Genomic DNA, 15,105 nt, shown 5'->3' with positions numbered 1-15,105 from the left:
CGGTTGGCCCGGTTCGGTTCGCTTAACCATTCAGAGCGACCGGACGGCCTTTTGGAGTGGTCTTGATGTCTCGCCCGAGTTGGCTGCGATCCTTCTTTCGGTTTCCACAATCCCGGCCGGTCTCCCCAAAGCGGATCCGACTGGAAGAACTCGAAATTCGCGCCGTTCCCGCCCAAGTCGGCCTGACCTACCAAATTGGAAGCAGCATTGGAGATGAAGAGGGTCATTCGGTCGCCACCGATTCGGCCGGAAACGTCTACGCGGCCGGATTCTTCGGGGGCACGGTTGATTTTGATCCGGGACCGGGTGTTTTCAATTTCACCAGCAACAGCCAGGCAAATGCTTATCTCACCAAAGTAGATCCGGCCGGGAACCTGATTTGGGCCAAACAGTTCGGCGGTGGAGTGTTCCTTGATGATCTCGCGCTCACCGTGGATGCGAATGGGAATATTTACACGGCGGGAACCGCCACTGGCGGAGTTGATTTCGACCCCGGACCCGGTGTTTATCACTTGAATTCCGGCGGCGAGTTTGTCACCAAATTGAATTCGGCAGGCAACTTCGTCTGGGCCAGACAGTTCGATGTCTTGAGCGGCGGCCTGTCATATGCTCAGCAAAAAGCGGTGTCCGTGGACAATAGCGGAAATGTCTACACCACGGGAACTTTTGAAGGAACGGTCGACTTCGATCCGGGATCATCCGTCTTTAGCATCACTTCCAAAAGTTTCGATACTTTCGTGAGCAAGCTGGATCAGGCCGGGAATTTCGTTTGGGCCAAGTCGTTTGGCGGAACCGTTTCGGTTAACGCAGGGGCGATCGCGGTTGACGCGCTCGGGGATGTCTACAGCACCGGGTTCTTTAACTTCACGGCCGACTTTGATCCGGGGCCTTCGGTTTACAATCTCAGCGGCAACGGCGACGCTTATATCAGCAAACTGGACCCGGACGGGAATTTCGTCTGGGCCAAACAGTTTAACGGCGACGGAGTGTCCGCAGGCAACGGACTGGCATTGGACGCTCAAGGGAACGTGTGCATCGTCGGCGTTTTCAGCGACACGGCCGACTTCGATCCGGGTCCGGGAGTCTTCAACCTGAGTTGTGCCGATGACTTTGGTGTCAACAGAGACACCTTCGTGACCAAACTGGACTCGGCCGGGAATTTCATCTGGGCCAGTCAGATGGGGGGATTGGGGCAGGTTTCGGGGAACGCCCTCGCGTTGGACAAGCAGGGAAATGTCTACACCACGGGGACTCTGAAAGGCACGGCCGACTTCGATTCCGGCGCCGGAACTTTCAATCTAACAAGCAGCGGGACCGCCAACGATGCCTTTGTCAGCAAGTTAGATTCGGCAGGCAATTTTCAATGGGCGGAGAGGTTCGGCGGAACGACCCAAGTCACCGGAAACAGCGTGGCGGCAGACTTGTTTGGAAATGTTTACTCCACGGGAACCTTTTCCGGCACGGCCGACTTCGATCCGGAGGCCGGTGTTCTCTCGCTGACCAGTTTGGGTGGCGGCGATGCCTATGTCAGCAAGCTGATCCAGGCCGGCATCAGCGGCCGGGTGTGGGACGATCAAAACGGCAACGGCATCCGCGACAACGGAGAACCCTTCGTGGCCGGGGCCGTGGCAGAGTTGCTCGACAGCAACGGAAAATCCCTCGGCATCCAAATCACCGGAGCGGACGGAGTTTATTCGTTCATCACGCCGCCGGCCAGTGCCGGGGGATATGCAGTGCGATTCCGGACTCCCACCGGTTTTGTTTTCACCAGCCAGGATCAAGGGGGGGACGACAGCCGGGATAGCGATGCCGATGCGACCGGGCTGACGGCTCTGTTCCCGTTGGGGGCCAATGAGCAGGTCGTCCGGGACGTGGGGTTGACCGGCGCCTCTCCGGCCTTCGGATTCGCCGACCAAGTGGACGACAATCACGATGCCCAAGGCGAGGCGGCGACCACCGACGCGGCTGGAAACGTGTACATCACCGGCGCCTTCACCAAAACAGCCGACTTCGATCCCGGCCCCGGAGACTACAGCCTGACCAGCGAGGGCGATGTGGATGCCTATGTGGCCAAATACTCGGCCGCCGGGGCATTGGTGTGGGCGAAGACGTTCGGCGGGATGTTTCATGACTTCGGTTATGCCGTGGCGGTCGATTCGCAGGGCAATGTTTACACCACCGGGAATTTCGCGGGCACAGCCGACTTCGACCCCGGCGCCGGGACGTTCAACCTGACCGGCGCGGGCAATCAAGACATTTATGTGAGCAAGCTGGACTCGGCCGGCAACTTCGTCTGGGCCAGACAACTCGGCGGAGCGAGCGACGACCGCGGGCAGGGAGTTGCGACGGATGCCGCCGGGAATGTGTACACCACCGGCTACTTCACGGGCACAGCCGACTTCGATCCCGGTGTCGGAACCTTCAATCTGACGGCCGCCGTCAACGGCGGCAGCGACGCCTACGTCAGCAAACTGGACCCGGCCGGGAACTTTGTCTGGGCCAGGGTGTTGAACTCATCGACTTCGGCAAGCGGCGGATTGGGTCTGACGACGGACCGCCAGGGCAATGTCATCACCACCGGTTTCTTCGGCGGCATGACCGACTTCGATCCCGGCGCCGGGACATTCACTTTAATCAGCGCCGGCAGCGACGATTCTTACGTGAGCAAGCTGGACCCGGCCGGAAACTTTGTCTGGGCCAGACAGCTTGGCGGAACGGCGACCGAACAAGGCTTTGGCGTGGCAACGGACGCGCAAGGCAACATCATTACCACCGGTTTCTATGATGGGACGGCCGATTTCGACCCCGGCGCCGGGACGTTCAACCTGACCAATGACGGCGGGGATGATGCCTATGTGAGCAAGCTGGACCCGGCCGGCAACTTCGTCTGGGCCAAGCAGCTTGGCGGAACGTCAGACGAGTTTGCCTCGGGCGTGGCGACCGACTCCCGCGGAAACGTGTTCACGATCGGTCATTTTCAAGGAACGACCGACTTTGATCCGGGCGCCGAAGTTTTCAACCTGACCAGCGACAGTTCCTCTATCGATGCTTACATCAGCGAACTGGACAGTTCGGGCAAATTCGTGCTGGCCCGGCGGTTGGGCGGGACATCGGACGACTACGGATACGGGGTGGCGACGGACGGTTTGGGTGGAGTCATCGCCACCGGCACTTTCTCCGACACGACTGATTTTGACCCGTCAAATGCCAGTTTCCCGCTGACAGGCGCCGGGAACACCAACGCTTTTGTCGCCAAACTGACGCAGGCGACCGTCAGCGGCGTCGTGTGGGACGATCAAAACGGGAACAGCGTGCAAGACTTCAACGAACCGCCCGTGGCCGGGGCTGTTGTGGAGTTGCTCGACGGCAACGGAAAATCCCTCGGCGTGCAAGCAACCGGGGCGGACGGCAAATACTCGTTCATCGCCCCGCCGGACACCACCGACAGCGGGTATCAGGTACAATTCCGGCCGCCGGTCGGCTTCGGCTTTTCTCCGACCGCCGGAGAGAACGACGCCATTCCAAGCACCGGCCGCACGGCCGCGTTCACACTGGCGGGCAATCAGGCCGCCGTCAAGAACGCCGGGCTGTCCGGTGCCGCGCCGTCGTTTGGGTTTGCCCTCAATTCGGGGGGGACTGACCTTGGACAGGTGGTGGCGACGGACGCCGCCGGGAACGTGTACACCACCGGGAGTTTCAGAACGACCGCCGACTTTGATCCATCGGTTGGCGATTACACCCTCACGAACGCCGGGGGCGATGATATCTTTGTGGCGAAATACACCGCCGCCGGAGCCCTGATATGGGCCAGGCGTTTTGGCAGTGCGACAAACGACAACGGATTGGGGGTGACGACGGATGCCGCCGGGAACGTGTATGTCACCGGGGACTTCTCGGGTACGGTCGATTTCGATCCCAGCCCGGACCTGACCACCAATCTGACGAGCGCTGGCGGTTTTGATGCGTTCGTGATGAAACTGGACGCTAATGGCAACTTGGTCTGGGCGAGACAACTCGGCGGCACGGCATCGGACATCGGGCGCGGCGTGGCCGTGGACGGACTCGGGGATGTTTACACCACCGGGCGTTTCACCGGATCGGGCGACTTCGACCCCGGCGCCGGAATCAGTACGCTGACTGGCTCCGGTTCTGCTGTCACAAGCGCCTATGTGAGCAAACTGGACGCGAACGGCAACTTGATCTGGGCGAAGCAATTCATCGGGTCCTCAAACTTGGACAGCGTCGGCGTGGCTTTGGACGGGAACGGGAACGTCTACACCGCCGGTGTTTTCGCCGGGACGGCCGACTTTAATCCCGATCTGGTCGGCACGTTCAACCAGACCAGCGCCGGCAACCAAGATTCCTATGTGAGCAAGCTGGACTCGGCCGGCAACTTTGTCTGGGCCAGGTGTTTTGGCGGCTCCATCGACGATGTGATCTATGGAATGACGGCCGATGCCGCCGGAAATGTCTACGCCACCGGGTATTTTTCGGGAACAGTTGACTTCGACCCTGATCCGACCGGCGTTTTCGACCTGACCAGCGCTGGCAATGCGGATGCCTTCGTACTCAAGTGGAACTCGGCTGGCCAGTTTGACTGGGCAAACCAAATTAGCGGAACAGACCTCACCTTTGGATACGGCGTGGCGACAGACAACCGGGGTAACGTCTACACCACCGGAACTTTTAACAGCGTTCTCAGTGTCCAAGTCGGGTCTTCCACGCAAACCTTTACCCCGGCCGGTTCGCTGGACGCCTATGTCACCAAATTGGACGCCGCCGGCAATTTTGTCTTGGTCAAACAACTGAGCGGGACGGGAGACGAACAGGGGTTCGGAGTGGCGGCGGACGATCAAGGGGATGTTTACACCGCCGGATCTTTTTCCGGCACAGCCGACTTCGACCCTGATCCAAATACTTCTTCACCTCTCACCAGTGTCAACAACGCATTCGTCAGCAAACTGACTTTCGCGGATGTGACCGGCATCGTATGGGACGATCAAAACGGCAACGGCATTCGTGATCTCAACGAACCCGGTGTCGCCAATGCAACGGTGGAATTGTACGATTCGACCGACGGGCTTGTCGGCGATGGCGACGATATCTTGTTGGAATCCGTGACCACTGACGCCAACGGGGCTTACCGCTTCCGCGACCCGGTCCGCGCCGGAAGCCGTTATATCCGTGTCAGCCCCCCGACCGGAACCGCCGGGAACAATCCGGCCTATCTTGAGCCAACGATCCCGAGCAATGATAACGAGACGGACAACTATGGCCGGACGGCCATCTTCGATCTCAGCGTGAACCCGGTTCAATCGCTGAACGCCGGCCTGCGAACGGTTTCGACGACAACTCTCGCTTGGGCCATCGGCGGCGCCGGAACGGATTCGGCCAAGAGCGTGACCACGGACGCGGCCGGTAACACTTATATTGTTGGCTCCTTCAGCGGCACGGCGGACTTTGACCCCGACCCCGGAGTCTCCGCGTTGACAAGTTCCAGTTCGGATGGCTACGTCGCCAAATACGACCCCGCCGGACAATTGTTGTGGGTGAAATCGATGGGGGGCTCCGGCGACGACCAAGCCTCGGGAGTTGCCATCGACGCGAACGGAGCCGTCGTGGTGACCGGGACGTTCACCACGACGGCCACCTTCGGCGCGACCATGCTGACGAGCGCCGGTGGAACCGATGCCTTCGTCACGAAACTAGACTCTTCCGGCGTGTTTTTGTGGGCGCAACGGTTCGGCGGCGCGGGCGACGACACCGGTGTGGCTGTTGCCGTGGATGCCCAGAACAGCATCCAAGTTGCCGGGACATTCACGGGGGACGCCAACATTGGCGGCACGGCCTTCACCAACCCCGGCGGGTCAGATGCCTTCGTCGTCAAGCTAAACCCTGACGGCAGCACCGTGACAGGAACAGCCCGGCAACTTGGCGGCGCGGGCACGGTGACTGTCTCGGGAATCGCCGTCAACAGCGGCGGCGTCTACGTCTCCGGTTCTTTCACCGGCACCGCCGACTTCAACCCGTTCGCGGGCACCCAGCAGTTCACCAGCTTTGGCGGCAGTTCGGATGCCTTCGTCGTCCGGCTCAACGCGACCAGTTTCGGATGGGCAAAACAGTTTGGCGCCGGCGGCGCCGACACGGCCCAAGGCATCACCCTGGACCCGACCGGCAATGTCCTCTTCACCGGCGGCTTTCAAGGCACGGTGGATTTTGATTCCGTCAATCACTTTAACCTGACGAGTCATGGCGGTTCGGCGGATGCCTATGTCGGCGAGTTGACTGCCTTGGGCAACTTCGTTTGGGTCAAATCATTCGGCGGTTCAGGCGCCGACACGGGAACCGGCGTCGCGGTTGATGCACGCGGGTATGTGTACGCCACCGGATCGTTCACGAGCGACGCTGACTTCAACACCGACAACCCGGCCGGCTTCCACATGGTCAGCGCCGGGGCCACGGATGGTTTCGTTGCCAAACTGACTTCAAGCGGTCAGTTTGTCCTGGCAGACCGGTTGGGCGGAGCCGGGTCGGATAACCCGGCGGCGATTGCCGTCCACGGGCAGGGAGATGTGACCGCCGTCGGCGGATTTGGCGGCACGGCCGACCTGGACCTTGGCGTCACACCGTTCCTGCTAACCGCCAGTGGCGCCACGGACGGCTTCGTCAGCAAACTCCAAGAATTCACCATTCAAGGACGGGTCTGGGACGACTTGAACGCCAACGGAGTTCAAGACTCCGGCGAGCCGGAACTGACGGATGCCACCGTGGAACTTTACGACTCCGTGGACGGCATCATCGGCAATGGCAACGATGTGCTGCTCAATTCCGTGACTACGTTCACCGGTGGTTATCAATTCTTCGAGCCGCCCGATAGTTTCGGCTATTATGTTCGGTTCAGCCTACCGCAAAATCAGACTTCCTCGGACAGCCTGCCGGTGTATGTGGCCACTCTCGCCGGACAGGGAACAAACTCCGCTCAGGACAGTGACATTGACGGACTTGGCCAAACCGGACTGGTGCGACGGACACAAGGGCCGATTGCAAATCTGGGCGCTGGCTATCAAGAATCGCCCCTCGTCACGGGCGGGTGGGGCTTGGGCGGGGGAGGGTCCGAGACCAGCCGGGCCGTCACCAAAGACGACGCCGGGAACATCTATGTGACCGGGCAATTCGAGCAATCGGTCGATTTCGACCCCCGGTCAACCGGCAATGGTCTCGCCAGCGAGGGGGCCGCCGATGGCTTCGTGGCCAAGTACGATCCGACCGGACATTTGCTCTGGACGAGACGATTGGGCGGTGCCGGGGCCGATGAAGGGGACGCCATCACGACGGATGCGTCCGGCAACGTTCTCGTCACCGGGATATTTTCAGGCAGCGCGGACTTCGGCCCCAATTCGCCGACGCTCACCGGCCATGCGACGGGACCAGATGTTTACATCCTCAAGCTGACCTCCGATGGCGACTTTGTGTGGGTCCGGCAAATCGGCGGCGCCAAGAGCGAGACCGTCACCGGCATCAGCGTGGACACGGCCGGGAACGTGCTGACAACCGGAACCTTCGCGGGCACCGCCGATTTCAACCCCGACCCCAAGAAAACTGCCAACCTTACCAGCACGCTGAAGACCACCACCGGCAAACCACCTTCTATTGACATCTTCCTGAGCAAATTGACGAAAGACGGCAATTACGTTTGGGCCAGCAAGATCGGGGGGACTTCGGACGATCTTTCCGCTGGTGTCGCCACGGATGCCCAAGGGAACGTCTATTTCAACGGCAAAGCCTTCGCCGCCGATCTCGATCCGGGAACGAAAGTCCGAAATGTTGGCGGGGCCTTTGTGTCCAAGTACGACACGACCGGCAAATTTGTCTGGGCTGATGAATCCGACCCCAGTTTGATGTCCTCCATCACCGTCACGAATGATGCCGTCTATACGGTGGGATCAGAACTCTGGAAGCACACTCTGACCGGAACGGACGTATGGCGTGTCTCCCTGGCCGGAAATCAAACGGCCGTCGCAACGGACGGCAGCGGCAACATCCTCACGGCAGGCAGTTTCACCGGCACCGTCGATTTCGACCCCGGAGCGGGAACGTTTCCGATCACGAGCAATAACACGACCGACAAGGACGCGGTCGTGAGCAAGTTCGACGGCAACGGCAATTTCATCAACGCCGAATCATTCGGAGGGTCGAGCGACGACACGGCGAACGGCGTGACAGTGACTGCTGGCGGAACGGCTTTCGTGACGGGATCGTTCCAAGCGACGGCTGATTTCGATATTAGTTCCAGCGTTCAATCGGTGACCAGCGAAGGGGGAGCCGATGCCTTCGTCTGGAAAGTTCCCGCCGGGGGCATCAGCGGCCACGTTTGGCACGACTCCAACGGGAATGGCCTGCGTGACTCGACCGAACCCAACGAAGGCGGGGCCTTGGTCAGTTTGTATCGATCAACCAACGCGGTGATCGGCGACGGCGATGATGTCCTGATCGGCACACAAGTCACAGCAGCGGACGGCACGTACCATTTTGCCGCCCCAACGGCCGGGCCGGGTTATTACATCCGGGTTCAGCCATCCGTAGCGCAAGGGTTGACCTTCACGGCTCAGAATCATGGCGGAAACAACCTCTACGACAGCGATGTGAACGCGCAAGGAGCCTCTTCGCTGTTCATGGCGGACGCGGCTGTCCCGACAATGTTGGACGCAGGCACGGCGGGAGCTTACCAGCTCTTTGGCGCCGCATGGACGACGACCGGATCGGGGTCGAGCGAAGTTTTGGCCAGCGCGACGGATGCCGCCGGTAATGTCTACGTCACCGGTGATTTCAAAGGGACGGTAGACTTCGATGCCGGCCCCGGCGTGACGACGCTCACCAGCGCGAGCGCTGGAAACAACGGCTTCGTGGCCAAATACACGCCGGCTGGAATTCTGTTGTGGGCGCGTCGTTTTCAAGGGAATGATGATGTCGGCGGCCAGGGCATCGCCGTGGACGAGACCGGCAATGTGTATGTCACCGGTCGCTTCAAGGGCAATGCGGACTTCTTCGATTCGGGAACCGGCGTGTTTGCCGTGTCGAAGGGGTACGATGCTTTTGTCACCAAACTCGATCCGACAGGCACCACTGTCTGGGCCAGACAGTTTGGAGATATTGGCGACGACTACGGCAATGGCATCGCGGTCGGCGGCGGCAAGGTGGTCTTTACCGGTTCCTTCAAGGGATCGGTTGACTTTGATCCTGGCGTCGGCGTGATTTCTCTCAACAGTTTTGGATCGCAGGACGCTTATGTGTCCGCCCTGACAACTGATGGAAATGCTCTGTGGGCGCAGCGCGTCGGCGGGGCCAACGGGGACGATCTCGGACGAGGGGTCGCCTTGGATGCCTCGGGCGCGGTGTATGTCGCCGGTTCGTTCTCCGGAACGGCCGACTTTGACCCGAGCACGGTCGTGCTGGATGAAACCAGCAACGGCCTGCGAGATGCCTTCGTCTGGAAACTCGACAAGAACGGAAACGTGGCGTGGGCCACCCATGCCGGCGGCCCGGAAAACGACGATGCCACGGGCGTGGCCGTTGATTCCGCCGGCCATGTGTACGCTGTCGGGTCATTCTCGGACACGGCGGACTTCGATCCGGGCCTCGGTCTGCTTGAAGTTCAAAGCACCGGCGCGACCGACGCCTTTGTGTGGCAACTCACCCCGGCCGGCGCGCCGGTCTGGGCGAAGACATTGGGGGGCATTGCCACCGACGACGCGAACGCGGTGGCCGCCGACGCCACCGGGGTCTATGTCGCCGGTTCATTTCAACAAACGGCCGATTTCGACCCCGGCGCCGGTCAACTTCAGCTCGTCAGCGCCGGCGGCGAGGATGGCTTCGTCGCCAAGCTTGATCCGTCGGGCAACCGGCAATGGGCGCACCGTATCGGCGGGGACAACGACGACACCGCGCAGGGAGTGGCGGTTGATTCGGCGGGCCGCGTGACCTTTGCCGGCGCCATTTACAATCAAGGCACGTTTGATCCCGGTGACGGCGATCAAAGCCTGACAGGCGGACCCGCGACTAGTTTGTTCGCCGGGCGCATCGACCAGACGCCCGCCGGGGGGGCCTATCCCCTTGATGCGTTTGAGCCAAACAGCGAGGCGTCGGCCGCGACCGATTTGGGAGTCATCAACGTCCATTCGGAGATTGACGGCCTGAGCCTTTCTTCGTCACACGATGAAGACTGGTTCCGCTTTGACCTGCTCTCCGCATCCGAGGCGGCAAACCAAGTCCGCATCGACATCGCCGCCGGTCACGGCAATGTCGTCCTCGAGCTCTACCGCGATGGCGGCTTGAATCCCCTGCAAACCCTCACCATCGGGGATGATTCTTCCGACACTGGCGTGTTGAGCCTCGCCGGGCTGACGCCGGACAGTTATTTGATCCGGGTCTCCGGTGCGGCCAACCCGGCGTACAAACTGACGCTTGATGTTCCCAAGGGCTTTGCAAAAGACGCCGACGAACCGAACGACACATCGGCTCTTCCGACAGATTTGGGCGCCCTTTGGACGCCAAGCAGTTTCACCGGCCTTTCGATCAACACCCCCGGTGATGAGGATTGGTTTGCCTTTGACACGGTCGCCGTCGGCACCCTCTCGTCCGAAGTGCGGATCGATTTCCGCAATGCCTTGGGCGATCTCGACCTGCAATTGTTTGACGGCAACGGCAACCTGCTCCGCACTTCGGCCGGGTTGGATGATTCTGAATCGATCAACCTCGCCGGACTGCCCGCCGATCATTATCTGGTCCGAGTTTCGGGCCACGACGACGCAATCAACCCCGCCTACACCCTGACCGTCCGGCCGCCCTTGCCATTGATCCCGGACGTGTTCGAGACCGGGCCAAACAACAACACCCGGCTTTCGGCCACCAACTTGGGCGTGGTCAACGGCGAGCAGTCGTGGAACAATCTTTCCATCGATTCCAGCGCCGACGAAGATTGGTTTAAGTTCTCCACGTCGTCTGCGGGATTGGCCGGTCACCTGGCGGCCATCGACTTTGTCAACACCGAAGGCGACTTGGATCTGCGGTTATACGACACTTCCGGAGCGTTGATCTCCGCTTCGACTGGCAACACCGACACCGAGCAAACCAGCCTGCAAGGATTGGCAGCGGGGACGTATTATCTCCGGGTGTCCGGTTTCTCCGGGGCGACACAGCCGTCTTACAATTTGCGAATCGTGGCCCCGGAAGCCGCGATTCTCCCCGACCGGTTGGAGAGCACGGGAGGGAACCAGACGCGACAGACCGCGTCGGTGGTCCAGACACCGGGCCAGACCAAACTCGTCGGCTCCCAGTCGCTGGTCGATCTGAGCCTGACGGGAACGGACACGGACTGGTATCGCTTCACCACCGTCGGCAAGGGAACGGCCCAGCACGACATTGTGATGACTTATCCCGCCGCCAACGGCACGCTTGGCCTCGAACTGTACAACGCCGCCGGGGCGAAAATCGCCACAAGCACCGGCGCCAACGGCAATTTGGTGGTGTCCCTCAAAGGGCTGGCGGCCGGGACCTACTATGCCCGGACGTTCATTCCGAAGGGTGGCAGCACCGGCAGTGATTACCAACTGACTTTTGACGCGCCCGGTTCGTCGGCCGCCGTCGCCCCGGACGACTGGACTGTGATGGTGTACATGACCGCCGACACTCTTGCGGAGCGGGCTTTCAACGACATCAACGAAATGGAAGCGGCCGTCGCCAAGTTGCCGGGCACGGTCAACATTTCCGTGTTGTGGGATCAGAGCGCCAACGAACAAACCTATCCGACCGGCAACAACACCCAAAAGGCTTGGTCAACCGCCGGCATGGGATTGATCTCCCCGGACACCAACCCGAACCAGATCGCCACGAATTTTCAGATCCTTCCCGAGAAGGACACCGGCGATCCGGCTACGTTAAAGAGTTTTGTGGATTGGACAAAACTGAACGCCCCCGCCAATCACTACGCCCTGATTTTCTGGGATCACGGCGATGGTCTGCGGGGCTTCAATTTTGACACCCAAGACGGACAGGCCCCCGATCACCTGACAACGAGCGAAGTCGTTAATGCCCTCACCGGCGAACCAAAACTCGATCTGATTGCTTTCGACGCCTGCTTCATGGGGGTCACCGAGACGGCTTATAATCTCCGCGATGTGACCGATGTGGTCGTCGCCTCACAGGAGGCGGTTCCCGGCGATGGCTTCGAGTACGACACGGTGCTGGCCGCCTTGCAAACCAACCCGGCTGCCGTGACCGCTGAGAATCTCGCCACTGGCATGGTGCAGTCCTACGGCGAGCGATACGGCAGCACCGGCCGCTCGGACACCCTTTCGGCCGTGCGTACTTCCGATCTGACCGGTTTGGCCGCCGCCTTGGGCGATTTATCGGCGGCCATTGATGCCGCTTCGCAGAGCGACAAGCTAAAGTTGGTGTCCATCGCGGCCCAGACATTGTTGCCGGATGAAGACGCCGACGAGCAGCGTGATTTGGGAAGTTTCTTGTCCGGCGTGATTGCCGACGGAACTCTCTCAACCTCCCTGCGAACCGCCGCCACCACGGCACTGAACAAGTTGAATCAAGCAGTTCTCAGCCGGACATCCGACTTGCGGAACAGTTCCGGCCTCTCTGTTTATCTGCCGGTCAGCGATCAGGATATTTTGACCATCGACCCGACACGGGTTTCCAACTACGGAACGGAATACGCAGGGTTTGACATCGCCACATCTTGGTTGACCATGCTATCCCAGTTGAAGGAGGCCGCCGACGGACGGCCGAACGACGGGGACTATGACGACAAAGCCGGCAACAACGACTCCAAGGCGACCGCGACCGATTTGCAATTGCTCGGTTCCAGCGGCATCTCCCGGCCCGGTCTCAGTTTGAACACAATTGACGACCAAGACTGGTATCGGTTCCAAGTGAACTCGCCCGGATCGACGCTGGAGGCGGACATCACGGTCGGCGGCTCCTTGCCAATCCTCGCGGAATTGAGAGACTCGAATAACAACATTTTGGCCCAGTCCGTGAGCAATCGGATTCGGCTGGACAACCTGTCGGCCGGAACGCAAACCTACTACCTACATTTCCACGCCAACACGGAAATCGGCAATTACGGTTTCACGATCAGTCCCCCGGCCGCCGCTGCGGACCTTTCGGGCAACAACACTTCGCCGGACAAAACGTATGTCCTGCAACCGCAGATTGGCACGGTTTACGCAGGCTATGCGGTCGCCGGGGTTGTGGCGGGGGTTGCGGGGCAAGATTGGTTGCAATTCAACACAACCGCTCTTCCGCAATCGGATCTGCGGCGGGTGTCGCTGACCATCTCCGGCGGCCAGTCGGTGGAAGCGCAGATTCGTAACTCGGCCGGGTATGTCGTCAGTTCGGCCACTGGAACCGGCACGTTGCTTCTGCCTTACACGCAAAGCGGCAATGCCGAGTCCTACACGCTGGTGATCTCCAACCCCAACGCATCGGCGGTTTCCTATAGCCTGCGATTGGATTCCGCAACCAAGATCGGGGCCACTTACCCGCTGGAACGATTCGATTTGAGCGGCGCCTTTGGCACCGGAACCGACTGGTCGGTGACCGGAGCGATGAACGTCGTCCAAGGGCAACTCACCATCAACGCCGCGAACGGCCAGGCTCTGCGGACGGCGGACACGCCTCTGACGGACACGGGTGTTCAGGCGAATTTCCAATTGCCAACAGTGGGCAAGCCGACGGTTTCCGTTCTGGCCCGCACCAACCTGACGAACGGCAAACTGACGGCTTACGAGGCCCGGCTGGAACTTTACAAAGGGGTGATTACCGCGAAACTTTACCGCACGGTCAACGGCGTCTCCTCGCTGCTGACGTATGCGGCAGGCCCGAAGGTGACCGGAGGGGTGTTGCGGCTGGAGGTGCAAGGGCAGTTCCTGCGTTTGCTTGTGAACGGCAACCAATACGTGGAGTTCACGGATACACAAGTCCTTCCCGCCGGCCGGACGGGATTCGCGGGGACGACCGGTGTGGTGGTCGATGACTTCCAAGCCAGTGCGATCGACGTGCCGCTGCCCGTGAGTTACCAAGCTTCCTCCGCCGGGCTTGGCTCGGCGTGGCAAGCGGTGGCAGGCAAGTTCACCGCCCAAGACGGCAAGTTTGTCGCGGCCACCGGCGTGGCGGCCACTGCCTTGTATACCCCGGCGCGTGTCGCGGACGTGCTGGTGACGGCGAATTATTCCCTTCAGGCGGCCGGTCAGTCGATTGGCGTGATTGCCCGGCATAACGGAGCCGCGAAGGGGAGCTATTACGAAGCTCAAGTAACCGAGAAGACAACGGGGGTGTTCACCGCCACGCTGTTGCGATACGTGAACGGAGCGGCGAAGGCGTTCGCAACCATCACCACCGGAATCACCTCAACGGGAACCTTGGGACTGGAGGTGCGGGGCGATCAATTGCGATTGCTCATCAACGGCGTGGCGCAGCCCGTCTCGGGCACGAACACCGTGGTGATCGACAAATCAATCTTGCTTGCCGGCCGGGCGGGAATCTATGCCACCGGCAACGTGGCGTTGACGAATTTCAACATCACGCCTCTCGCCCCTCGATTTGCCGACAACTTCAACCGGGCCGACAACACTTCCCTTGGCGCCGCGTGGAACGAACAACCAGGGGGCAATCTTCGCATTTCGGGAGGCCAACTCACGGCCGACGGCGATGGTGTGGCTCTTGCCGTTCAGCCGTCGCTGGCTGATGTGTCGGTTTCGGCTCGGTTCGATTTTACCCAGCCGGGCCAACACACCGTCGGCCTGATCGCCCGCTATTTCGGCGGGAATTATTACGAGGGGCGGCTGACCAAGGCCGCCGATGGCTCGCTGACGGCGACCATTCAGCGACTTGGCGCCAGTCCGAAATTGTTGAAGACGCTGAAATTCACCAAGGCGACGGCCGGGGTGCTGCAATTCGATGTCGAAGGATCGACTCTGAAACTGTCTCTGTTCGGCGAATCGATTTCGGCCACCGACACGACTCTGGCCGCCGCCGGATTGACTGGCATTCATCTGGGATCGGGCGACAGTATTGATGATTTCAACCTGCGTTAAC

At 60.6% G+C, this 15,105-nt stretch carries 1 protein-coding gene; it reads left to right on the top strand.

The window, feature by feature from the left end:
* Positions 1 to 65: 65 nt before the first annotated feature.
* Positions 66 to 15,104, top strand: a complete 15,039-nt coding sequence (locus BGIM_RS0105625) for an SBBP repeat-containing protein (RefSeq protein WP_020468820.1) — start codon at positions 66 to 68, stop codon at positions 15,102 to 15,104.
* The last annotated feature ends 1 nt before the right edge of the window (position 15,105 follow it).

Origin of the sequence: Zavarzinella formosa DSM 19928, assembly GCF_000255705.1 — a bacterium.
Classification (GTDB): domain Bacteria; phylum Planctomycetota; class Planctomycetia; order Gemmatales; family Gemmataceae; genus Zavarzinella; species Zavarzinella formosa.
The sequence above is the reverse complement of the archived record's forward strand: the minus strand, read 5'-3'. Positions and strand labels throughout refer to the sequence as shown.

What these genes read in the sequence shown, in the direction of transcription:
- BGIM_RS0105625 (WP_020468820.1), top strand. Translation starts at nt 66, where the DNA reads ATGTCTCGCCCGAGTTGGCTGCGATCCTTCTTTCGGTTTCCACAATCC.